At 59.6% G+C, this 21,653-nt stretch carries 18 protein-coding genes and 4 pseudogenes; 11 read left to right on the top strand and 11 right to left on the bottom strand.

What is annotated here, in order from left to right; all coding sequences use genetic code 11:
• Positions 1-5: 5 nt before the first annotated feature.
• A complete protein-coding gene (locus ACQKIK_RS05610) occupies positions 6-365 on the bottom strand; it encodes a hypothetical protein (RefSeq protein ID WP_003298758.1) in 360 nt (119 codons plus the stop codon).
• Between the two features lie 116 nt (positions 366-481).
• On the opposite strand from ACQKIK_RS05610, the gene ACQKIK_RS05605 reads away from it, so the two are divergent.
• Both ACQKIK_RS05605 and ACQKIK_RS05600 read left to right on the top strand, forming a co-directional pair.
• The gene (locus ACQKIK_RS05605) at positions 482-769 is read left to right on the top strand and encodes a metal-sensing transcriptional repressor (RefSeq protein WP_003298757.1); all 288 of its coding nucleotides are present in this window, start codon (positions 482-484) and stop codon (positions 767-769) included.
• Between the two features lie 29 nt (positions 770-798).
• Positions 799-1,149 carry a DUF3147 family protein gene (locus tag ACQKIK_RS05600; protein WP_003298756.1) on the top strand — a complete coding sequence of 117 codons (351 nt, stop codon included), beginning with the start codon at positions 799-801 and terminating at the stop codon, positions 1,147-1,149.
• A gap of 350 nt (positions 1,150-1,499) precedes the next feature.
• On the opposite strand, the gene ACQKIK_RS05595 is transcribed toward ACQKIK_RS05600, so the two are convergent.
• The 7 genes from ACQKIK_RS05595 to ACQKIK_RS05565 all read right to left on the bottom strand — a co-directional run bounded on the left by ACQKIK_RS05595 (position 1,500) and on the right by ACQKIK_RS05565 (position 7,436).
• On the bottom strand, positions 1,500-1,868 hold the full coding sequence (locus tag ACQKIK_RS05595) for a histone-like nucleoid-structuring protein, MvaT/MvaU family (RefSeq protein WP_499135018.1): 369 nt from the start codon (positions 1,866-1,868) through the stop codon (positions 1,500-1,502).
• Positions 1,869-2,792: 924 nt separating this feature from the next.
• Positions 2,793-3,077 carry a sunset domain-containing protein gene (locus ACQKIK_RS05590; RefSeq protein ID WP_499135203.1) on the bottom strand — a complete coding sequence of 95 codons (285 nt, stop codon included), beginning with the start codon at positions 3,075-3,077 and terminating at the stop codon, positions 2,793-2,795.
• A gap of 100 nt (positions 3,078-3,177) precedes the next feature.
• Complete coding sequence (locus ACQKIK_RS05585) at positions 3,178-3,969, bottom strand: ABC transporter permease (protein ID WP_399868437.1); 792 nt, start codon at positions 3,967-3,969, stop codon at positions 3,178-3,180.
• Between the two features lie 42 nt (positions 3,970-4,011).
• Complete coding sequence (locus ACQKIK_RS05580) at positions 4,012-4,740, bottom strand: ABC transporter ATP-binding protein (RefSeq protein WP_399868435.1); 729 nt, start codon at positions 4,738-4,740, stop codon at positions 4,012-4,014.
• Complete coding sequence (locus tag ACQKIK_RS05575) at positions 4,737-5,708, bottom strand: YVTN family beta-propeller repeat protein (protein WP_399868433.1); 972 nt, start codon at positions 5,706-5,708, stop codon at positions 4,737-4,739. Before ACQKIK_RS05575 ends, ACQKIK_RS05580 begins: the two co-directional genes overlap by 4 nt.
• A 31-nt stretch (positions 5,709-5,739) precedes the next feature.
• Positions 5,740-6,246 carry a tetratricopeptide repeat protein gene (locus tag ACQKIK_RS05570; RefSeq protein ID WP_499135016.1) on the bottom strand — a complete coding sequence of 169 codons (507 nt, stop codon included), beginning with the start codon at positions 6,244-6,246 and terminating at the stop codon, positions 5,740-5,742.
• Complete coding sequence (locus ACQKIK_RS05565) at positions 6,243-7,436, bottom strand: ABC transporter substrate-binding protein (RefSeq protein ID WP_499135015.1); 1,194 nt, start codon at positions 7,434-7,436, stop codon at positions 6,243-6,245. Before ACQKIK_RS05565 ends, ACQKIK_RS05570 begins: the two co-directional genes overlap by 4 nt.
• Positions 7,437-7,590: 154 nt before the next feature.
• On the opposite strand from ACQKIK_RS05565, the gene ACQKIK_RS05560 reads away from it, so the two are divergent.
• The 4 genes from ACQKIK_RS05560 to ACQKIK_RS05545 all read left to right on the top strand — a co-directional run bounded on the left by ACQKIK_RS05560 (position 7,591) and on the right by ACQKIK_RS05545 (position 12,827).
• Positions 7,591-8,028 (top strand): cupredoxin domain-containing protein, encoded by a 438-nt coding sequence (locus ACQKIK_RS05560; protein WP_168424486.1) that lies wholly within the window; start codon positions 7,591-7,593, stop codon positions 8,026-8,028.
• Positions 8,029-8,087: 59 nt separating this feature from the next.
• Positions 8,088-9,353, top strand: coding sequence for a HAMP domain-containing sensor histidine kinase (locus ACQKIK_RS05555; protein ID WP_168424485.1), 1,266 nt, complete (start codon positions 8,088-8,090; stop codon positions 9,351-9,353).
• Positions 9,350-10,009, top strand: a complete 660-nt coding sequence (locus ACQKIK_RS05550) for a response regulator (protein WP_484599208.1) — start codon at positions 9,350-9,352, stop codon at positions 10,007-10,009. The genes ACQKIK_RS05555 and ACQKIK_RS05550 overlap by 4 nt, the downstream gene beginning before the upstream one ends.
• A 514-nt stretch (positions 10,010-10,523) precedes the next feature.
• Entirely contained in the window at positions 10,524-12,827 is a 2,304-nt protein-coding gene (locus tag ACQKIK_RS05545; RefSeq protein ID WP_168424483.1) for a TonB-dependent receptor, read from the top strand.
• Positions 12,828-13,054: 227 nt separating this feature from the next.
• On the opposite strand, the gene ACQKIK_RS05540 is transcribed toward ACQKIK_RS05545, so the two are convergent.
• Positions 13,055-13,654, bottom strand: a complete 600-nt coding sequence (locus tag ACQKIK_RS05540; RefSeq protein ID WP_178114095.1) for a 3'-5' exonuclease — start codon at positions 13,652-13,654, stop codon at positions 13,055-13,057.
• Between the two features lie 118 nt (positions 13,655-13,772).
• Positions 13,773-13,925: pseudogene (locus ACQKIK_RS05535) on the bottom strand (pentapeptide repeat-containing protein); the annotation flags it as partial.
• A gap of 8 nt (positions 13,926-13,933) precedes the next feature.
• On the opposite strand from ACQKIK_RS05535, the pseudogene ACQKIK_RS05530 reads away from it, so the two are divergent.
• From ACQKIK_RS05530 to ACQKIK_RS05510, 5 genes and pseudogenes are all read left to right on the top strand, one after another.
• Positions 13,934-14,485: pseudogene (locus tag ACQKIK_RS05530) on the top strand (SPASM domain-containing protein); the annotation flags it as partial.
• A gap of 38 nt (positions 14,486-14,523) precedes the next feature.
• Positions 14,524-16,410: pseudogene (locus tag ACQKIK_RS05525) on the top strand (alpha/beta hydrolase family protein).
• Between the two features lie 102 nt (positions 16,411-16,512).
• Positions 16,513-17,676: an alcohol dehydrogenase-like regulatory protein ErcA gene (gene ercA, locus ACQKIK_RS05520; RefSeq protein ID WP_499135013.1), complete on the top strand. Its 1,164-nt coding sequence runs from the start codon at positions 16,513-16,515 to the stop codon at positions 17,674-17,676.
• Positions 17,660-19,342, top strand: a complete 1,683-nt coding sequence (locus ACQKIK_RS05515; RefSeq protein ID WP_399868415.1) for a PAS domain-containing hybrid sensor histidine kinase/response regulator — start codon at positions 17,660-17,662, stop codon at positions 19,340-19,342. Before ercA ends, ACQKIK_RS05515 begins: the two co-directional genes overlap by 17 nt.
• Positions 19,343-20,238: 896 nt before the next feature.
• Positions 20,239-21,019 (top strand): annotated as a pseudogene (locus tag ACQKIK_RS05510) (DinB/UmuC family translesion DNA polymerase); the annotation flags it as partial.
• Between the two features lie 61 nt (positions 21,020-21,080).
• Here ACQKIK_RS05510 and ACQKIK_RS05505 read toward each other — a convergent pair.
• Positions 21,081-21,374, bottom strand: coding sequence for a DUF3892 domain-containing protein (locus tag ACQKIK_RS05505; protein WP_499135011.1), 294 nt, complete (start codon positions 21,372-21,374; stop codon positions 21,081-21,083).
• Positions 21,375-21,653: the final 279 nt, after the last annotated feature.

The raw sequence follows: 21,653 nt of genomic DNA, 5'->3' as shown, positions 1-21,653 counted from the left end.
CGGTGTCAGAGCGCAAATCTTGGGCGTGGTGGCCGCTCGATCAGGAAGATCGGACTGGGAGGGATGGCGTAGCGCGTGGCTTCTATCGGCTGCGGACGCTCTGGCAGCGTACTGACGGTGAGAAGCGTGGTCAGGTATGGCGTTTCGTGCACGTGGTCGGCGGTAAGCGTGGAGTGGTAGTGATCCGCGCATCTGGCACAGACCGAAATACCCATGCTGTGGGAATGAGCATGAGCACGGTCCTCGCCGTTCCACGCACCTTGGCTCACCCCAGGGCCAAGCGCGGCGCTATGCCCGGCCCATGCCATCAGCATGACGAGGGCTAGGACAAACGTTAACTGAGCGCTGACCGGTTTACTGAGCATGGATGTGTCTTCGTTTACAGATTCGGCTGGCCGCCCGACGACAACGACAGGTTTGCCATATCCCCCCCAGGGGGATAGGATCGAAGCGTAAGTCATCGAGGCATGGGACTCAAGGCATGAGCGATCAAGAACACGCCCATCAGCACCAAAGTCATAGCGATATCATCAAAAGGTTGAAGCGTGCCGAAGGCCACCTGCGCAGCATTGTCGGCATGATCGAGGTCGGTCGCCCCTGCGTGGACCTTGCCCAGCAGCTACACGCAGTAGAAAAAGCGGTTTGCCAGGCCAAGCGCACCTTGATCCAGGACCACATCGATCACTGTCTGGAGCACGCGCTCGCGGCCACCGAACAGGGTGACACCACCGCGCTGAGTGACTTCAAGCAGATCACCAAGTACCTCTGATCTTCTTTCGCAGCACCGCGGAGCACGTCATGACCTGGATAGTGACCAAGTACCTGATCACTGCACTGATGGTGGTCTTGGTATCCGAAGCGGCCAAGCATGGCGACCGTATTGGCGGTGTCATCGCCGCCCTGCCCATAGTTACGGTGCTGACCTTGATCTGGCTGCACATTGAGCATCAGCCGGGACAAAAGATCGCCAATCATGCCTGGTACACATTCTGGTATGTGATCCCCACGCTACCGGCGATGTTGATGTTCCCACTCCTAATGTCTCGCTTCGGCTTCTGGCTGGCACTGGCGGGTTACGCATTGGCCACGTGCCTGTGTTTCGTCCTGTTTGCTCTAGCAATGCGCCGCTTCGGCATCGAATTGCTGTAATGGGCAGCCATCCTTGCCCAGCAGGCTCACCGCATAGCTTGGATCGCCTCATGCAACATGAGATGCCCACCCCCTCTGGATAAGACTTTGACCGACCGCTTACTGGCCGAAAGCAGCCCTTCGCGGACGACATCTATCGCCGACCGCTGAACACTGCCGTGCCTCCCGAAAATATCTCAAGCAGCGCTAAGTTGGGCTCAAGCGTGCCATCGAAAGGCCGGGGATGGATATACCGACACGAGAACCCTCTCGTTTTCGTTCCGAAAGACTCGACGCTGACGGCGTGGCTGGCGGCACCTAACGGAGGTGGGCGCATTGGCTAGGCTAACGCCATAAGCCAGTTGCTACGTCTATTGGAGCCAGCTCTCAACCGTGTCGTTGCCGAACTCTTTCTTCCATGCTTTGAGTGTTTTGTGGTTGCCACCTTTTGTCTCTACCACCTCACCGGTATTGGGATTCTTATACCGTTTTAGAGTTCTTTCTCGTCGTACGGCTTTGCCAGTCGGTGCGGTCGCTTGCTGCGAGGTCTTGGTTGAGCCTGGCTCAAGGATGTTAATCACGTCGCGCAGAGTCATGTCGTACTTTTGGAGAAGGCCGTTTAGCTTTTGCTCAAACGCTATTTCTTTCTGAAGCGCGTCGTCTCCTTTAAGGGCTTCTAAGCGCCTCAGATGCTCACCGATCTGAGCTTCCAACGCCCTAAATTCTGCTATTTTTGACATGTCACCACCCGTTGAAGTTTGAGAAATAGCTAAACGCTATACTGGGACTCAATTAACAATCGTATCTAAACCACGTTGGCTACAAAACAATTGGCCGCCGTGGAGGTCGCCATGCCTAATGGACCTTCCGCCCCATGCATGCGCCTGCGTACGCTTGGGCGTAGGCTTCTATTTCTGCTTGCGATAGCTCAGGTCTGGCCGCATCCTCCGCCGAGACGCCAACTGCACAAAAGGTCCCATCGACCTTGATTCCATTTCTCCGTCCATCTTCAGCGTATCGCTTGCCGTCTCGCTCACCCTCTTTTCTGATTGAATCAACGTTGTTAGCTGCGTGAGCTGTCGCAACGCATCCGATAGCGGAGACCAAAGCTAATAGTTTTATTATGTGCATTGATTCGTCTCTTTGAAAATTTAGGAATGAGACTAGAGCTTCAAGCAATAGCATCCGGACACTGTAACGGATGAGTATATGTTTACACACGCTGTATTGTTGTATCTGCTCGCTCAGCTACGTTACGTTGACAACGTTTCGCCAAGCAGATATCAGCGAGAGGTTGCAATCAATAGACAAGAACCTGACGGGTAAGCTGGTTGCATAGAGACTCACTGATTATAAGGCGGAGCTAGTTTCGGACGCGGATGAATGACGTCCTGGTATCAGGTTTCCGGATCTGTGCTTGACGGCCTGGGTGAAAACCTCGCGCCACGGAGCCCCACTGATGTTGTCCCGGGTCGAGAACTCGACGATATAGGGTTCAGCTGAACTGAATTCGATATCGGGGACTCCGAACCCGCTTCTAGCTTCTCCTGTCCCTAACGCATCATTGATATCCAGAACCAGCTTAGCTAGTGCTTGCCAGACGCTTGCGAACCACGACTCACTCTTCCTCGCCGCTGCCGCCAGCGGGACGCCAACGTTTGCCTTCATCGGCAATTGCCTGCCTTTCGATAGCCGGCTGCTGCAGCTTCGGTCTCAGAACGGAAAAGCACCGTGTTATTAGCCGACACTTTGTTATAGCTGGGGCATCCCTCGGCTAGGTGATAAACCTTGCTGTTCCGATTGCCGATGATTGCGTCGCCGCTGCGAGTCTTCGGCGCAGGTGCTGCAGAGCCCCGGACAGGAACAGCGCTCACGATTCCCTCGCGGGAAGGCTTGTGCCCTAAGCTCCAAGTGCGGTCACCAGTGATGAACAGGTTCGCGTGCCCCATCACGCTGGCGGTGCGGCGGTTCCACTCTTTCTCCCAAGCTGACACCGGCTGTATTGAAATCCTACAATCGACAGGAAAACCAGTACCAAAGTAATAGAGATCATGCCGTCCGCCGTAAGGCAGCGTGCTGCGGGTTGAAGCTGAGCACGGCGAACAGGCTGAACAGGAGCGTCAGGCCGAAGCAGACCGCCAACGCCATCGGGTTGAGACGTTCGTACAGCGCATAGCGCACCAACTCCACCGCGTAGGTGAAGGGGTTGAACGAGCAGATCCAGTACAGCCATTCGTTGGCCTCGCGCATTTTCCACAACGGGTACAGCGCGGAGGATAGGAAGAACATTGGAAAAATGACGAAATTCATCACCCCGGCGAAGTTTTCCAATTGACGAATACCATTGGACAGCAGCAGTCCCAACGCACTGAGCATCAGAGCCACCAGCAGCAGTGCAGGCATTGCCGCGAACAGGCCAGCGGCCGGTGGCTGCACTCCATAGAACCAGGCGACGAGAAGAAACGTATAAACCTGCAGCAGCGAGATCAGCGCGGTCGCCAGCAGCTTGCTGGCGAGCAGGAAACCGCGTGGCAGCGGGCTGGTAAGCAGCACACGCATGCTGCCCATCTCGCGGTCATAGACCATCGACAGCGAGCCCTGCATGCCGTTGAACAGCAGGATCATGCAGGCCAGGCCGGGGACGATGTAGGTTTCGTAGGTGATGTAGGTGTCGTACGGCTCGATGATTGCGATGCCCAGCGCCGCGCGAAAACCGGCCGCAAACACCACCAGCCACAACAGCGGCCGCACCAACGCACTGAAGAACCGCGAACGCTGCTGGACGAAACGCAGCCACTCGCGCCAGACGATGGCACGCAGGCATTCCCAATAGGCAGTCATGAGTAATGCTCCAGAAGTGGAAGAGGGCAGGGCGCCGGCGCTTCACGCCGCGGCCGGCTGGCGGGTCAGACGGCTGAATGCCTGCTCCAGACTGCCATCCACGGCGGACAACACCTCGGCACGGCCCTCGGCGGCCAGGTTTCCACGATTGAGGATCAGCAGATCGTCATCGGCGCGGATTTCGTCCAGCAAATGGGTGGTCCAGAGCACGCTCATGCCTTCATCGCGACAAAGCTGGCGGACGTGGTTGTTGAGGGCCTGGCGACTGGCCGGATCGAGTCCGGCGCTGGCTTCGTCGAGGAGCAGGAGGCTGGGTTCGTGCAGCAGGGCGCGGGCGATTTCGACGCGACGACGATGGCCGCCGTTGAGCTCGCGGACCTTGGTCTTGCGACGCTCGCCGAGCTGCTGACGGTCCAGTTCCAGCTCGATACGGTCGTTCGCCAATTTACGTGGCATCCCATGCAGCGCGGCGTGGTAGCGCAGGTTCTGTTCGACGCTGAGGTCCAGATCCAGGGTGCTCTGCTGGAACACCACGCCGAGGCGGCGAAGCGCCTTGCGCGGCTGATCGCGCAGGCTATATCCGGCGACTTGAATATGTCCCTGCTGCAGGTCGTAGAGCCGTGTGAGCAGCGCGATCAGCGTGGATTTGCCGGCGCCGTTCGGGCCGAGCAGGGCAGTAAAGCGTCCGGCTGCGGCACTGAAACTGACATCATGCAAAGCCTGACGGGCACCGTAGGCGAAGCCGACGTTCTCCAGCTGCAGAGCGGTCATGGCGCAACCACCACGCCCCAGGGGTAGCGGCCAACCTTGATCGACTTCACCACCTTGAGCGTATCCACATCGATGACCGAGACGTCGCCGCTGACGCCGTTGGTGGTCAGCAGTCGGCTCTCATCGAGATTGAATGCCATGTGCCAGACGCGCCGACCGACCAGCAGGTAATCGAGCACCTCGTAGGTCTTCGCATCGACTACTGCTACATGATTGGCGGGGCCGAGGGCGACGAAGGCGTGCTGGCCGTCTGAGCTGAGCTTGACTCCGACCGGCTGAACCTTATCCCGATGCACCCCCTTGATCTCAAAATTGATGGTCTTGAGGATCTGCCGCTGGTCGACGTCGACCACGCTGACCGTGCCGCCGATTTCCGACGACGCCCAGAGCACCGTGCTGTCCTTGCTGAATTCGACATGGCGCGGGCGTTGGTCGACCAGGGTGTTGTCCACCAGCGCATTCGTGGACGTGTCGATCCAATGCAGCATGTTGGTGGTTTCGCTGGTATTCACCGCCCATTTGCCGTCCGGGCTTACGGCCATGCCTTCGGGCTCCACGCCGACGTCGATCTGGGCGAGCACTTCTTCGTTGTCCACGTCCACCACGGTGACCAGCGCATCGTCCTCGTTGGAGATGTACAGCCAGCGGTTGTTGGGGTGCAGGGCGAATTGCTCGGGGTCCGCGCCGGATGGCAGCTGCTTGATGATTCGGCGCGTCGCCAGATCCATGACTTGAACGGTGTCCGAGTCGCTGGCACAGATATAGAGCAGCTTGTTGTCGTGCGAGAGCGTCAGGCCGCGCGGGCGTTGACCCACTTCGAACGTTTCCACCGTTTCGAGGGTTTCCAGGTCGATCACGCTGATGCTGTCGTCCTTCTCGTTGGAGACGTAGGCGGTGGCGGCCAGGGTCGATCCGCTGGCGCAAATCAGCGTATAGGTGATGGCTGTGGCAAGTAGAGTTCGAATCATCTGAAAGTTCTCTTGTTGTTGTGTGGCGCCATCAGCGGGTGGCGGAATCTGATTGCTGATCCATGTGTTTCAGGTAGTCGTCGGCCTCGGTCTGGCCGCCCTTCGATGCGCTCATCAGCCACTCCCGAGCCGCCTGCCGATCGATGGCGACGCCACGGCCTTCAGCCAGTGCGACGCCCCAGTGGTAACGCGCAAGGCTGACGTAGCTGGCGTCGTCGGGCTGCTCGGCGCCGCGCTTGAGCAATGTCGCGGCGCGTTCGAGATCCTTGTCGACGCCGCTGCCGCTCTCGTACATCTGCGCCAGCGAAATCATCGAGTAGATGTCCTCCCAGCGCCGTACACAGTCCTCGAAGATCTGCCTGGCTGCATCGAAGTTGCCGGTCTTGGCGGTGACGTAGCCGTACAGGCATTTGATCCGCTTGGGGCTGTCGATGTAGGCCTCGTATCCCAGCTCGTCGGCTCGCCCGGCGGCTGAGGTGAAGATCAGTGCTCCGGACAGCACGGCTGCAACGAGGCGCACGGCGGGAACCGTGTTCATGATTTGGCCTCGCTTAGCCGGCATTCACTTTCCGGTCGATCGAAGCCCAGGGTGTCCAGCTCGCTGGTGGGATGCAGAAAACCATCCTGCGGCGAGTTGGAAACCAGCCCGCGCGGATGCACCAGTGGAATCGGCTGACGTAGCTGACCATTCCAGGGGCGGAAGGTGAGTTTGCGGCCCTTGAAGCCATCCATTGGCAGGGTGTCGCTCAACGAAACCTGACGAATAGTCTGCGGGTCGGTCACACCGAGCTTGGTGATCGCGGTGGCCAGGCTGCGCACGCCGATCCAGGCGGCGAAGTCGCGATCGTTCATCCAGCGATTGGCGAGGGCTTCGAAACGCTTTTGCAGCTGCGCGGCGCCATAGGTCTCGACTGTCTTGTGCCAGCCGGTCGGGGTCATGCCCTGCGTGCCGACTACCGGGCGCGGCAGCCAGGTGTGGTAGGGCACGTACTCGCCGAAATCGCCGCGCTCATCCGCGACCACCACCACGTCGTAGTCGTCGGCTTGGGTGAACAGTGGCATGTCCGCCTGGGCGGTGCGGCGCTGGTCGTTATCGAACGACCAGGGCTTCTCTTCGATGATTTTGTGACCGAAGCGCTTGGCCGCGCGCCGCAGTGCCTCTGCGTAGGTCTGATCCTCTGGCGTCGGGCCGCTGATCAATAACCAGCGGTTCCAGCGGCGTACGGCAAGAAACTGAGCCAAGGCATCGGCCAGCATGCTGCGGCTGGGCAGGGTATGCAGCACATTGGCGAGGCAGTTTGTGGTGCGCAGTTCGTCGCTGGCGCTGCCTGCGTTAATGAGGAGGCTGTTGGGCATTGCATTGGCGAGCTGGCTCAGGTTGGCGGCCGGTGCGTTGACCACGAATAAACGTAAGCCTTCCCGATGCAGCTGACGCGCGTCTTCAAGGAGTTGCTCGGGAGTATCGCTGTTGATGGTCGTCAATGTGTAGCTGTGCTTGAGAAAACGTCCGGTGGTGTTGCTGTCGATGATGGCCAACTCGGCGCCACGCTGCCCGGCATCGATTGGCTCGGGAATCACGTTGGAGAGAAGCGGACCCGGATCCGGGCGGTAACCCAGATACCCGATCCGCACCGACAACGTCTCGCCGGGCCCCGGCGCAGCGGTGGCAACAAGCGGGGCGCAGGCGAGGGCGATGAGGTAGCCGGCTCGTTGTACAAAATGGCGCATGGGCAGCTCCTATGGCGTTGCGGCCAGCATAGGAACCATGGCGGGGTGGGGAAATATGCAGAAAGTTCCAGTCACTGTGTACCAAGGTAGAAAATAAGCGTCCCGCGGCTGCTCATAGGATAGGGCCACCGATAACAATAACGAGCAGACCCCTATGCCTCCATTCAAAGCGCTGGCGCTCAATTTGCTATTCCTCGGCAGCTTGATCGGCTTCGATCATGCTCACGCGACGGGTGATTTGACGTTGCGCACCCAGGCGCTGCCTGACCTCAAGTTCGGCTCCGAGGAAACGGACTACGCGGTCTCGCAGAAGGAATACCAGCTGGAAACCGGCGTTGCCTATCAGCTCAAGGTCATCACCGACGGGCAAAAGGAATGCGCGTTCCAGGCGCCCGAGTTCGCCCGGTCGATCTTCCTGCGCAAAGTCGAGGCAGGTGGCGTGGAAATCAAGGCCGTTACCCTGGTCGAGCTGGAGTTCGAGGAAGCAGGTGAGGCGGAGATCTTCTTCTTGCCGGTCAAGCCGGGCACCTACCCGTTCTACTGCAAAGGCCTGCAGAACAAGGGGATGGAAGGCCGGTTCGTGGTGAAGTAGCGCGCTCGGCCATGAATCCGGGCCTGCGCAGCGGTCCCACGACGCCGGAGACCCCATGTATGTCCGCTCTCTGGCGAATCTATTTACTGGTCACGCTGTTTTTCGTTCTGGTGGCGGCCGTCTGCCTAGCGGTGCTTTTACGTCAGGCCAGCCATGATGTGCAGCGCGAGCTCAATGCCGCGGCGGCCGTCGTCGAATACCTGAGTGAGATGGCTGAACGCGATCCCGAATCGTTGCGACCAGGGCTCACCGATAGCTTGCGGCATGTTCGCGTCAGCTGGCTGACGGCCGAAGATTCGACAGGGCATGGTGTAGATCAGACGTTCAACGACGGTCTCAGCGCCTGGCTGTATCCCGCCGAGTCGGCGCCGGCAACCGAGCGGTTACTCGCTGACGGCCGGCATCTGCGGATCAGCGTCGATCCGCGCGATGAGGTTGAAGAAGTTCGGGATTCGCTGTTGCAACTGCTGACGCTGTTTGCCCTGGCGCTGTTGCTCAGCCTGCTGGCGATCCGCTGGGCGGTGCGCCCGGGCGTGCGCGTGCTGACCGAGTTGCTCGGCGCGCTGGTGCGCATCGCCGAAGGCCGGCTCGATACTCGACTGTCGTCGCACCGCCTGCCCGAGGCGCGCCGATTGACCGATCACTTCAATCACATGGCTGCAGCCCTCGAGCAGGCGCGGGGCGATAACGATCAGCTCACCCAGGCGTTGATCGCCTTGCAGGAGCGCGAACGCACCCAGCTGGCTCAGGCCCTGCACGATGACCTCGGCCAATATGTCGCTGGTATTCGTGCACGGGCTTGTCTACTGCGTTTACAAGCCGACAAGCCGGACGCAGTACGCGATACCGCGCATCATCTGGAGCAGCACAGCCTCGATCTACAGAACGGCTTTCGCATACTGGTGCGCGATCTCTATCCGGTGATGCTCGACCACCTTTCGCTGGAAAAGGCCATCGAGCAACTTGTCGAGCAGTGGCAGGGCTCGCTGGGAATCGAGTGCCGGCTCCAGCTCCGAGGACCAATTCCGGTTTTGTCCATACAGAACAAGCTTCATCTCTATCGACTGGTGCAGGAAGCGCTGACCAATGTGGCTCGCCATGCGCAGGCCAGCAGCGTTCAGCTGCACCTGCGCGGAAGTGCGAACGGTCTTCGATTGCTGCTTCGTGATAACGGCCATGGTCAGCCGCCAGCTCGGGCAGGCGTTGGTCTGCGGTCGATGCGCGAGCGCGCCCGCTGCCTCGGCGCTCAATTGCGCTTCCGGCATCGCCCTGGAAGCGGATGGGCGCTTTATCTCGATCTGCCATTCAAAGGAGCATCGTCATGAACATCCTGTTGGTAGATGACCATGCGGTGGTTCGGCAGGGCTATGCCAGCCTGCTTACAGCCTTACTGCCGGAGGTAGTCGTGACCGAGGCCGCGAGCGGGGAGCTGGCACTGCAGCGGGTGCAGGAGGTAATTCCCAGCCTCGTCGTACTTGACCTGGGCCTGCCTGGAATCAGCGGACTGGAAACCTGTCGGCGGCTGCGCCAGCGCCTGCCGCTGCTGCCGGTGCTGATTTTCAGCATGCACGATGAGCTGGCGCTGGTCCGCCAGGCTCTCGATGCTGGCGCATCCGGCTATCTGACCAAGCGTTGTGCGCCAGACGTATTGGTCGAAGCGGTGCGCAAGGTGCTTGCTGGACAGCCATTCATCGAGCAGCCGTTGGCGACCGAGTTGGCCTGCCAGCGGCCTTCGGCCACTCCTATGAAAGGCCGTCTGGCTGAAATGACGCCACGCGAGATGGAAATATTCCTCATGCTCGCCCGTGGTATCGGCAAACGCGAGATTGCCGAGCGGCTCTGCATCAGCAGTAAGACCGTTTCCAATCACATGGCGCTGCTCAAGAGCAAACTGGCGGTCAGCTCCCAGGCGGAGATGGTGCATCTGGCCATTGATCACGGGTTGCTGCGCGTCGGTGATCGCACACTATGCGAGGCTTGAACGTTGGATCAAAAGAAGCGCTTGAGCGGTTTCGGCTTGTTCATGTTCTTGAGCTTGGACAATTGATGGTCGGCTCGTCCCGGCCGTTGCGGGCTTTTTACGAGCCCGTTCCTGATAATTTTTTCTAGCGCTCGACGTCAGGCGCACGCGCCCTTTTTCGAAAATCCGCACTGCCTCAGGTCGACTAGCTGAAGCCAATAGAAAGGGCAGCCTCACCAGGGCCCCGGTATTCCAAAAAATCGTATGGACGGTCGGCGATCAGCAGGCCAGAGCCGGCATTGCATCGAGCATCTGGTTCGAAGGCCTTCGTTCCGGATTACTCCGGCGGTAGTAAGACCAATCGCCACGGGGTCGGGAAAAATTCCCGGCAGCACCGGGAATTTTTCCCTATCGGCGGTGCGCGGAAGCTCTCGATAATCAGTTCTGGCAGTTTGCCAGCCGACATCGGCCAGCATGGAGAGTCGCCCGCAAACCCGCCCCGGCACGATCCGCCAAACAAGAACAAGGAATGCCCATGCAATATCAGATCTGCCGCAGCTGGACGCCCCGTCGCACGCTGCTTTCGCTCGCCGTTGCCGGCTTGTTGCCTGGTTTCGCCCAGGCTGAGGAGCCACTCGAGCTCAAGAGTGATGAGGTTGTCGCCACGACTCCGCTGCCCGGCATCGATCTGCCGAAGGATCGGGTTCCGGCCAACATTCAAACCCTGGACGACGAGCGCCTGCGCAAGCTGGGAGGGCAGTCTCTGGCAGAAAAACTGCAGCGCGGTCTGCCGAGCGTCAACCTCAACGAGACCCAGGGCAACCCCTATCAGGCAGACCTGAATTACCGGGGCTTCACCGCTTCGCCGCTACTGGGCACGGCCCAAGGCCTATCGGTGTTTCTCGACGGCGTGCGCATCAATGAAGCGTTCGGCGACGTGGTGCACTGGGACCTTATTCCCCAGGCCGCCATCGCTGGGGCGGCTCTGGTGCCTGGCTCCAACCCACTGTACGGCCTCAACACACTCGGCGGCGCCCTGGCGCTGGAAACCAAGCGGGGCGACACTCATCCTGGCGGCGCGGCGCAACTCTACGGCGGCTCCTTTGGCCGCTACGGTGGCTCAGTGGAGCATGGCGGCCAACATGAGGAGTTTTCCTGGTACTTGGCGGCCGAAGGGATGGATGAAGACGGCTGGCGCGACCATTCGCCGTCTGAGGTAGGCCAGCTGTTCGGCAAATTCGCCTGGACCACAGACAGCACGGACCTGGCCCTGACGCTGGCTCATGCTGACAACGATCTGATTGGTAACGGACTGATCCCCGAAAGCATGCATGAGCAGGACCGCGACGCGATTTTTACCTATCCCGACCAGACTGAGAACCGTAGCCACCTAATGGCGTTTTCCGGCAGTCACTGGCTGAGCGATAGCGACCGGCTGTCCGGCACCGTCTATTTGCGGCGCACCCGCACAGCGACCCTTAACGGTGACGGAAACGATGAGTACGAAGACGAATATGAAGAGTGGGAAGACGACGGCTTCCTGGCCGGCGAGGGTCCGGAAACCGGCGTGCTGAACCGCACCCGTACTAGCCAGCGCGCCTACGGCCTGGCCCTGCAGTGGTCCCGTCATGCCGGGGCCCACCAGTTCGCCTTTGGCCTGTCCCACGACAACACCCGCGCCAGCTTTCACCAGAGCGAGCAAGGCGGTGAGCTGACCGATAAGCGCGGCATTCTTGCCACCGAGGCCGAAGACCCAGCCAATAGCCTGTTGGGTCGCACCCGCACTTCCAGTCTCTACGCCACCGACACATGGTCGCTAACCGACGCGCTGCAGCTGACCGGCTCGCTACGCTACAACCGCACCCGGGTAGTCAACACTGATCGCATGGGAGATGACCTCAATGGCGATTTCACCTATCGCAAGCTGAACCCGGCGCTGGGGTTCGCCTGGCAGTTACAGCCCGCGGTGACCCTCTACGGCGGTTACTCCCAAGGCAATCGGGCGCCGACGCCGATCGAACTGGGTTGTGCCGATCCGGAAAATCCCTGCAGCCTGCCCAACGCCATGGCCGCCGATCCATTCCTGGAACAGGTCGTCACTCGCACCCTGGAATTTGGCGTGCGCGGCCAGCTGGCCAGCGGCACCGAATGGAACGTCACGGCCTTCCGCAGCCTTAACCACGATGATCTGCTGTTCGTCGGAACCGGTGGTAGCAAGGGTTACTTCACCAACTTCGGCCGCACAAGGCGCCAAGGTATCGAGCTGGGCCTGGCCGGCGAGCAAGGGCCGGTCGATTGGCGGGTGGATTACACCTACTTGCACGCCACGTTACAGTCCTCTGCATGCATCCTGGCCGAGAACAACAGCACCGAGGGCGAGGGCGGCTGCCCGGATGACGAGATTCACATCTCCCGTGGCGACTACCTGCCAGGGTTGCCGAAACACAACCTCAAGCTCGGCTTGGACTGGAATCTGAACGATCGGCTTCGTATCGGTACAACTGTGCTGGCGTATTCCGAGCAGTATGTGCGGGGCAATGAGAACAATCGTCATCAGTCCAACGACGAGGTCGAGGGCAGCGGCACACTGCCGGGTTATGCGGTGGTCAATCTGAGTGCCGATTACCGCTTCGCTCGTGACTGGACTCTGTTCGGTCGGGTCGACAACCTGTTCGACAAGCGCTATGCCACGAGCGGCGCCTTGGCCGAAAACCCTTTCGTAGGCGCTGGCAATGCCTTCGAAACCGACCCGGAGGAGTGGCGCCACGAGCAGTTCATCGCGCCCGGTGCGCCGCGTGCTGGCTGGTTGGGCGTACGTTACGTTTGGGATGCGTTGTAAGCGTAAAAAACGACGGCACAGGGAGGTGCGTGTCGACGATAAAATCATTGGCCGGACCTCTCAGCAGTCGCGGAGAGGTCAGCCAGATCTCGGTTCAAGCTGCAACACAACGTGCGAAAGGACATCCAGCGCCGGATAGACGTTGGGGCAGGGATTGCGAAAGGAACCCGGCAATCCTTCGTTGAGTATGCATTTCAGGCCGGACGGTCCGTCGTCCAGGCCGAGCCTCATATCACTCGATCCAGTAGCAACGCTCGCGACTGCGCATCCAATGCAAGAAATACCATCAGCGCGGCATAGGCATCGTTGGCGGCATAACGCTGCTGCGCTTCGGCCAGATTTTTGTTAGCCCAGTTGGAAGTCGACACGCTGCGTGACTTGCTTATACCGGCACCCAGTACCGCCGCCACCGCACCGCGAAGCCCGACCTGACCCTTCTTGCCGTGATATCTCAGCGCCGAACCAAGATCGACGCTGTGCCGCAATTCGATCCCCAACCGGGTGCGTAGACGGCTGCGATCGGACGCCAGACCGAATCCGACTTTCAATACTTGGTCCGTCTCCAGCACCCGCTTAGCGGCCTCGACGCAACCGGGTATTCCGATCTGAAAAAGATAGGCTTTTGTTGGCGTTGCGAACTGAATGAGGTGAGGCCCGCTGGACAGCTCGCCTACTGTGAAGGTGGGTTTGGATTCGGTATCGAACCCGATCTGTGCAAAGGTCAGGATGTCGTCGACGGCCTGGGCGAATTCCTCGGGCGTCGACGGCGTGACGATACGGTCGAGGGCGAGACCGTCGAAGCGGGGCAGGCGCTCGAGGTCGGTCAACTGGGGAATGCGGATATCGATAGGGCCTCCACTTCAAGCCGCTGAATCGTCGCCCCTGGGAACGTGCGCGCACCTGCCATTAAAGCGCATGGCGCGCTGGTTCGATGCACCCGTCCTATTACTTCTCCCAGTCCACTGGGCAATCGAAGCAACCGTCCATATTGCTGCCTTGAAAGGTTGCATAGTGTCGGCGTGCGCCAGTCAGGGTCGCGTTGCCGAGATTGGCATCGTTGAGCTTGCCTTCCTGCAAATTAGCGTCGGTCAGATTCGCATGGTCGAGGCTGGGCGGAACTCAACCGTGCAGGATTGTTGCCAAGCAAAGAACAATTGGTGCGTGCCGAGCGCATCACCAATGAATGGCGCGACAAGCTCGCCGCCGAGAACCATCCCTGCAAGCTGATCTTCGTCACGCCCGACTATTACGAAGAGCGTCCCAAGGGCTGCATGAACGGCTGGGGCAACCTGTTTCTCGACATCACACCGCTACCTTGTCACAGCGCGCGTCAACTGCCGATCAGCTTCCCTAACGTTCGCGAGCAGAGCATCGAGCAGATCTGGAAGCATTCTTTTGGCTTCAACAAGTTTCGCGGTTTCGATTGGATGCCCGAGCCTTGCCAATCCTGCGGCGAGAAGGAAAAGGACTTCGGCGGCTGCCGCTGCCAGGCTTTCATGCTCACTGGCGATGCGGCCAATGCCGATCCGGTGTGCAGCAAGTCTGCGCACCACGACAAGATTCTTGCCGCCCGCACCGAGGCCGAAGAAGCGCCACGCGGGCTTGATGAGCTGACCTTTCGTAACGAGAAGGCATCGAAGCTGATCCTCAGGGTATAAGGTCATCGATTGACGCCTAACCGACTGGAACCGTTTGGATGACCAAGACCGCAATCCCCTATGGCTTCTGGCCCAGCGACTGGACTGCCGAAGATGCCGCCTCTGCAAGTTGTGACTTTGCCGAGCTTCGCGCTGGCCATGGGGGCGTGTTCTGGGTTCAGTACGATCCGGCCGATGCGCGTTCCACGTTGTGGTATTGGCACGCTCGCGGCTTGCGTAGCCTCACGCCGCCCGGGTTCTCGCTTCGCAGCCGTGTATACGAATACGGCGGCGGTGCCTTCTGCCTGACCGACGCCGGGGTTGCGTTCGTCAACGAGCAGGATCAGCAAATCTACCTGCAGGGCCTATCTACGGACGCAGCGACGCCGCCCATCGCGCTGACCGATGACGACGCTTGCCGGTACGGTGATCTGCAGTTCGACACGCGCCAGCGGGCCATTCTCGCCGTGGAAGAAACCGCCGAAGAAGCTCGCTCAGAGCATCGTCTGGTCAGCGTTTCGCTGGTTGATGGCAGCCGAAGCGTACTTATCGAGGGGAGCGACTTTTACTCGTCACCGACCTTGGATGCGACAGGCCAACGTCTTGCCTGGATCGAGTGGCAACGCCCCGAACAACCTTGGACGTCCACCAGCCTCTGGATTGCCGAACGTACCGAAAATGATCGCTGGGGAGCGCCGCGGTGCCTGGCCGGCGCAGCGGGAAATGAGTCGCTGCAACAGCCGCGCTTCGCTCCGGATGGCGCCTTGTATTGCCTGACTGACCGCGAAGGCTGGTGGCAGCCTTGGAGAATGCAGGACGACAGCCTTGTTCCGGTAACCGGCGCGGCTGCGGCTGGGTGTGATCATGCCCCGGCGCCCTGGCAGCTGGGAACGGTGAGCTATCTACCCTCGGCGGACGGCGCTTTGCTGTTGACACGCATAATGGATGGCTACGGACTGTTGTTCGAACAAGACAGCCAAGGTAATGAACGCCAGCTGGCGATGGAATTCAGCCGTTGCCGCCAACTTGCTGCCGACGAGCGACACTTTTACTGCATAGCAGGCTCGTCGGGCCTGACGCCTGCCGTGTTAGCAATCGACAGGGTTACCAGCTGCATCGAAATGCTCGCCGGAGGCGAACAGCCTTTGGCGGCCGATCAGTTGTCGTGCCCCCAGGCGTTCAGTTTCGCTACCGGGCAAGGCGAGGTGGCGCACGCATTTTTCTACCCGCCGAGCAATGCACAGTGCCAAGGTCCTTCACAAGAACAGCCATCGCTCGTGGTGTTCATGCATGGCGGGCCTACGTCCGCCAGCTACCCGGTCTTCGATCCGCGCATCTAATATTGGACTCAGCGCGGTTTCGCCGTGGCTGATATCAACTACCGCGGCAGCAGCGGTTTCGGGCGTGCTTATCGTCAGCAGTTGCGAGGCGAATGGGGTGTGATCGAAGTGGAAGACGCCTGCGCCGCGGTGCAAGCGCTCGCCACGAACGGCCAAATCGATCCGACGCGAACGTTCATCCGGGGTTCGAGCGCGGGCGGTTACAGCGCGCTCTGCGCACTGGCTGCCAATGCTGGCTTCAGCGGCGGTGCGAGCCTCTACGGCGTCAGCGATCCGCTGGCGTTGCGCCGGGTGACGCATAAGTTCGAGGCCGATTATCTGGACTGGCTGATCGGCGATCCCGAGGTCGACGCCGAGCGCTATCGGCAGCGAACACCGTTGCGCAATGCGGCGCTGATTCAGGTGCCGGTGATCTTTTTTCAAGGCGGGCAGGATGCGGTCGTGCTACCCGAGCAGACCGAGTCCATGGTCGCCGCGCTGCGCGAACGGGGCGTGGAGGTCGAGTATTGTCTCTACCCGGAAGAGCGCCACGGCTTCCGGCAGGCGACCAACCTGGCCGATGCGCTGGAGCGGGAATGTCGCTTCTATCAGGAGCTTCTTCGCTGAGCCGGCTGGCATTCATGGCCGTATGCACCGTTGTGGATTGCTTTGATCGTAGAAAACAGTAGGCTTGGCGAACGTAACAAAATAATAACTATAGGCCGTTGTATGAGCCCCAATCATAGTCTGCAGCGCAAATTCGTTTCCCCCGAGATCGTGTTTGGTGCGGGTTGTCGGCACAGTGCTGGCAACTACGCGAAGAACTTTGGCGCACGCAAGGTGCTGCTGGTTTCCGACCCAGGTGTGGTTGCCGCAGGGTGGATCGGCGACGTCCAGGCAAGCCTGACCCGCCAGGACATTGACTACCATCTGTTTACCCAGGTCTCGGCCAATCCTCGTTCCGAGGAAGTGATGCTGGGCGCTGAGGTCTATCGCAACGAAGGCTGCAACGTCATCGTCGCGGTAGGCGGTGGCAGCCCGATGGACTGCGCCAAGGGCATCGGTATTGCGGTCGCACATGGTCGCAACATCATTGAATTCGAAGGCGTCGACACGCTGCGCGTGCCGAGCCCGCCGCTGATTCTGATCCCAACCACGGCCGGCACCTCCGCAGATGTTTCGCAGTTCGTGATCATCTCCAACCAGACCGAGCGGATGAAGTTTTCCATCGTCAGCAAGGGCGCCGTACCCGATGTGTCGCTGATCGATCCGGAAACGACCCTCAGCATGGATCCGTTCCTCTCGGCCTGTACCGGCATTGATGCGCTGGTGCATGCCATCGAAGCCTTCGTCTCGACCGGCAACGGGCCGCTGACCGACCCGCACGCATTGGAAGCGATGCGCCTCATCAATGGTCATCTAGTGCAGATGATCGCCAATCCGGCAGATATCGAGCTGCGCGAGAAAATCATGCTCGGCAGCATGCAGGCCGGGCTGGCGTTTTCCAATGCGATTCTCGGTGCAGTGCATGCGATGTCCCATAGCCTTGGCGGCTATCTCGACCTCCCGCATGGCTTGTGCAACGCAGTGTTGGTCGAGCATGTAGTGGCGTTCAATTACAGCGCTGCGCCCGAGCGTTTCAAAATTGTGGCGCAAACATTCGGCATCGATACGCGCGGCATGACCCATGCGCAGATTCGCGATGGTCTGGTCGCTCATCTGGTTCAGCTCAAGCAAGCCATTGGTTTCAACGAAACGCTGGGGTTGCATGGCGTGAATCTTTCGGACATCCCTTTCCTGTCGCGGCACGCTATGCAGGACCCCTGCATCCTGACCAATCCTCGCTCGTCGACCCAGCGCGACGTCGAAGTGGTATATGCCGAAGCACTCTGAGCAGGACGACGCTCTCGCTGGCCTGCTTGGGCTTGGCACGCATTCGGCTCGTAAAAGTCACTATCCAGAACTGGTTGCGCGCCTCGAAGAGCTGGAAGCCGAGCGCAATCGCTACAAATGGCTGTTCGAACATGCAGTGCATGGCATCTTTCAAGCCAGCCTGCAGGAAGGCATCCGCGCGGCCAATCCCGCATTGGCAGGTATGCTCGGCTACGACAGCCCCTCGGACGCGCTCTGGGGGCTAACCGATCTATCGCATCATCTATTCGTCGGCGGTGAGGAAGAGCTGAACCGCATCCGCCGCATTCTTAGTGATCAACGGGGCCTGTTTGGCTATGAGACCCGCTTGCGTCGCAAGGACGGTAGCGCGATCGACGTAATAATGAACTTGCTGCTCAAACCGGATGAAGATGGTTTGGTCGAGGGTTTCGTTGCCGATATCACCGAGCGCAAATTGGCCCAGCTGCGGTTGCTGCAGCTCAACGAGCAGTTGGAACAGCGCGTCGCCGAACGAACTGTCGAACTGCGCAAGGCCCGTGATGCAGCCGAGGCGGCCAACCAAAGCAAGGACAAGTATCTAGCGGCGGCCAGCCACGATCTGTTGCAGCCGCTCAACGCGGCGCGCCTGTTGATATCGACCTTGCGCGAGCGGAGTTTGCCCGGCGCGGAACGGAATCTCGTCGAGCGAGCGCATCAGGCGCTGGAAGGTGCGGAAGATTTATTCACCGACTTGCTGGACATTTCCAAGCTCGATCAACGAGCGATCAAGCCGGACATTGAGGTGTACCGTCTGGATGAAGTGCTGCTGCCGCTGGTTTCCGAATTCCAATCGGTGGCGGAATCGGAAGGTCTTGGCTTCGACCATTACATCCCGGCGTATGCGCTGCGCAGTGACTTCCGGCTGTTGACGCGTATTCTGCGCAATTTTCTTAGCAATGCCTGCCGCTATACGGATGAGGGCCGGGTATTGCTGGGCGCGCGCAAGCGTGGCGAATTTGTGCGGATCGAGGTCTGGGACACCGGCTGCGGCATCGAGGCGGATCAGATGCAGTCAATCTTTCTGGAATTCAACCAACTGGGCGTTCAGCGCGCCGCTGAACGCGCGGGGGTCGGCCTGGGACTAGCCATCGTCGACCGGATCGCCACCATGCTCGACTACCACATACATGTTCGCTCGCAGCCGGGTCGCGGCTCGGTATTCAGCATTGACGTGCCCCTGGTCGCGGTGCCGTGGGAATCAGTCAGCGAAGCGCCTTTGATGATGCCAATGATGGGCGATCCGCTGCCAGGGCGCCGATTGTTGGTACTGGATAACGATCTGAGCATTTTGCACAGCATGGCCGCGCTACTCGGGCAATGGGGTTGCGAGGTGCTAGTCGCCTCCGACGAGGCGGCTGCTCTGGCGGCTCTGAATGAGCTGCCGCCCGAGTTGATTCTTGCCGACTACCATTTGGATCAGGGTGCGACCGGCTGGAACGTGGCGCAGGCCTTGCGGGTACATTTCGGCGTCCCGATCCCGGTGGTGATGATTACCGCTGACCGCAGCGACCAGTGCCGCCGTCAACTGCAAGGCGTCGGAGTCCCGGTGCTGAACAAACCGGTCAAAGCTGGAAAGCTGCGGTCGATCCTAAGCTACCTGCTGTATCGTAATGAGCAATCACTCTAAACGGCGTAAGCCAGTTTTGAGCGCCGTTGACCTATTCAGTTGTGGTCATCGTCCTTGAAGCGGGAGATCGAATGGGTTCATGGCTGAGTAATCTACCAACCTGAGCGCCACGCGAAGGTGATCTGTGCAGTCGCTAGAAAAGATCTTAGACGTCATGACAGAACTTAGTGGCTTTATCGGCCGGCATAGCGCCAATCCGGTCATTTGTCATCCTCCCGTAGGCTGCAAACAATCCTATCGATCGAACGCAGTGGTCCAGTGCGGTATGGTGCAATCGGGCGACCGCTATCGTTTCGACCAGTTTCAGGGCTACGACCGCAACCGCACCCCGGGGCGACTATTTCGACACTCACGCCGAGCGCCTCTCCTGGTCACATCAATTACACAAGAACCTTTCCGTCTTCTTTTTTCGGTACCGCGTACCGATTCTTCGTCGCTCCCGATACTGCTCGCATAGTCATGGATGAGCCTTTAGTGAAGTGATCCTGCTCGCGCAGCTATGGTGGTGGTGCCTCGTTCGTGTATAGCAGCCCGCGATCGCGTGTGACTAATCGTTAGGCCACTTTCGGCCAATAGCGGGCGCTCAGGCTAGTCAAACCAACTCCTGCGTTCGAGGACGCCCAGAATATACGTCTCGACTATTGATATTTAGTTCGGCTTCCTCGCCACCAGAGCAGCCGGTCGCCAGAGGTGCTTCTAACCAAACGCTAGTATCACCAGTCGATGGGTCAGCTGACAATGCAAGCCGTGCGCCGTGTAGAGATGCATCCCAGCACGGCCGCTTTGGCATCTTGCTCCCCTATGATCATGCGTATGCAGGTATGGCCTGTTCACTCGCCAGCGCAACTGCGTCTGCGCCAGCCGCAATGCGCATCGGCGAGGTTGAGTCATTGGCTGGGGTAGTGGACTTGCTCGATCCAGATCGCCGCGACAAGGTTCTGCGCGTTACCGATGTGAGCGACGTGTGGGGCATCGGCAGGCGGATGACCGAGCATCTCAATAGCATGGGCATTCGCACCGCCAGGGACCTAGCCCAGGCCGACGCCTGGACGCTGCGCAAGCAGTTCAGCGCGGTGGTGGAGAAGACTGCGCGCGAGTTGCGCGGTACGCCGTGCCTCGATCTCGAAGAGCTGGCACCACCCAAACAGGAGATCTGCTGCTCGAGAATGTTTGGCAAACGCCTGGAAGAACTCGCGCCGATGGGAGGCTGTGGCCACCTATGCTGCGCGTGCCAGCGAGGAACTGCGGGCGCAGGGCTCGATGTGCAAGCGAGTGCGTGTGAGCATTCGCACCGGCATGTTCAACCCGGCCGAGCCCAAGTTCGCGAAGGGCGTGGTATGCGAGCTGCCGTACCCAACGGACGAAACCAGGTACATCACCCGGGCGGCAATCGCCGGGCTGGAGCACGTCTATCGAGAGGGATTGGCTTTCAGCAAGGCCGAGGTGCTGCTGATGGACCTACGTCAGCGAGGCGAGTACACCGACGATCTGTTCGCCGAAACCCAGCCTGCCACTTCGGAAAAGGTTATGGGCGTGCTCGACGCGGTCAACGCTAAATGGGCGCGCAATGCGCTGCGGCCCGGTCGGGTAACCATGGCGCCCAATCGGTGTATGCGGCGGGAGATGATGAGTCAGAGCTATACGACCAAGCTTGCTGAGCTATGGAACGTACGGTGCATCTTAGAGAGCAGCAGACAATCGCATGAAACGAGAGCTGCTGCCTTGGGATCTAAGAAGCCTAGAATTCAGGGAGATTTCCTAAGTTGTCTCGCTTGGTGCTGTTTCTGTCAGTTGTCAGGAACTCGTCTTCGATCACGTGCACCCGCGCGCCGTTTTCCCACTTCTTGGTAGTCGCGTTGAAAGTGATCGTTTGGAAAGAGGCTTTCTCTAACCTGACAAAGTCGGCTACGAATGCCCGTTCCACAGTTCTCCGTGTACCAATTTTGTTATTTAGGTCCTGATGTACTCTAACGTAAGCTATGTGTTTACGGTCGTCGTTGTAGCGTACGGCTGAAATGCAAAAGTCTGTCATAGTGGATCCTTGCTGTATGGCTAAGTGCCGCTATGAACATGTGGCGCTCGTCTGAGCTTTGCAAGGCTGCCCAAAGTTTATTGTTGTAGTTTGACTGGCCAATTGCAAAGTGTTCACATGGGACTCGGCCACAAAAAAGCCCGGCGCTTGCCGGGCTTTCCGTACCAATTTTCGTACCACATCAGGGGGGTTTAGGGGGAATCGGTAGGCCGTTAGCCCCGGCATCCGCCCCTAATGTTTCGATTCAACTATTTTTGGTAAGCCGCCTAATCCGCCGCA

Origin of the sequence: Pseudomonas sp. NPDC047961, assembly GCF_050272435.1 — a bacterium.
Taxonomy (GTDB): domain Bacteria; phylum Pseudomonadota; class Gammaproteobacteria; order Pseudomonadales; family Pseudomonadaceae; genus Stutzerimonas.
The sequence above is the reverse complement of the archived record's forward strand: the minus strand, read 5'-3'. Positions and strand labels throughout refer to the sequence as shown.

What these genes read in the sequence shown, in the direction of transcription:
- ACQKIK_RS05610 (WP_003298758.1), bottom strand. Translation starts at nt 365, where the DNA reads ATGCTCAGTAAACCGGTCAGCGCTCAGTTAACGTTTGTCCTAGCCCTC.
- ACQKIK_RS05605 (WP_003298757.1), top strand. Translation starts at nt 482, where the DNA reads ATGAGCGATCAAGAACACGCCCATCAGCACCAAAGTCATAGCGATATC.
- ACQKIK_RS05600 (WP_003298756.1), top strand. Translation starts at nt 799, where the DNA reads ATGACCTGGATAGTGACCAAGTACCTGATCACTGCACTGATGGTGGTC.
- ACQKIK_RS05595 (WP_499135018.1), bottom strand. Translation starts at nt 1,868, where the DNA reads ATGTCAAAAATAGCAGAATTTAGGGCGTTGGAAGCTCAGATCGGTGAG.
- ACQKIK_RS05590 (WP_499135203.1), bottom strand. Translation starts at nt 3,077, where the DNA reads ATGGGGCACGCGAACCTGTTCATCACTGGTGACCGCACTTGGAGCTTA.
- ACQKIK_RS05585 (WP_399868437.1), bottom strand. Translation starts at nt 3,969, where the DNA reads ATGACTGCCTATTGGGAATGCCTGCGTGCCATCGTCTGGCGCGAGTGG.
- ACQKIK_RS05580 (WP_399868435.1), bottom strand. Translation starts at nt 4,740, where the DNA reads ATGACCGCTCTGCAGCTGGAGAACGTCGGCTTCGCCTACGGTGCCCGT.
- ACQKIK_RS05575 (WP_399868433.1), bottom strand. Translation starts at nt 5,708, where the DNA reads ATGATTCGAACTCTACTTGCCACAGCCATCACCTATACGCTGATTTGC.
- ACQKIK_RS05570 (WP_499135016.1), bottom strand. Translation starts at nt 6,246, where the DNA reads ATGAACACGGTTCCCGCCGTGCGCCTCGTTGCAGCCGTGCTGTCCGGA.
- ACQKIK_RS05565 (WP_499135015.1), bottom strand. Translation starts at nt 7,436, where the DNA reads ATGCGCCATTTTGTACAACGAGCCGGCTACCTCATCGCCCTCGCCTGC.
- ACQKIK_RS05560 (WP_168424486.1), top strand. Translation starts at nt 7,591, where the DNA reads ATGCCTCCATTCAAAGCGCTGGCGCTCAATTTGCTATTCCTCGGCAGC.
- ACQKIK_RS05555 (WP_168424485.1), top strand. Translation starts at nt 8,088, where the DNA reads ATGTCCGCTCTCTGGCGAATCTATTTACTGGTCACGCTGTTTTTCGTT.
- ACQKIK_RS05550 (WP_484599208.1), top strand. Translation starts at nt 9,350, where the DNA reads ATGAACATCCTGTTGGTAGATGACCATGCGGTGGTTCGGCAGGGCTAT.
- ACQKIK_RS05545 (WP_168424483.1), top strand. Translation starts at nt 10,524, where the DNA reads ATGCAATATCAGATCTGCCGCAGCTGGACGCCCCGTCGCACGCTGCTT.
- ercA (WP_499135013.1), top strand. Translation starts at nt 16,513, where the DNA reads ATGAGCCCCAATCATAGTCTGCAGCGCAAATTCGTTTCCCCCGAGATC.
- ACQKIK_RS05515 (WP_399868415.1), top strand. Translation starts at nt 17,660, where the DNA reads ATGCCGAAGCACTCTGAGCAGGACGACGCTCTCGCTGGCCTGCTTGGG.
- ACQKIK_RS05505 (WP_499135011.1), bottom strand. Translation starts at nt 21,374, where the DNA reads ATGACAGACTTTTGCATTTCAGCCGTACGCTACAACGACGACCGTAAA.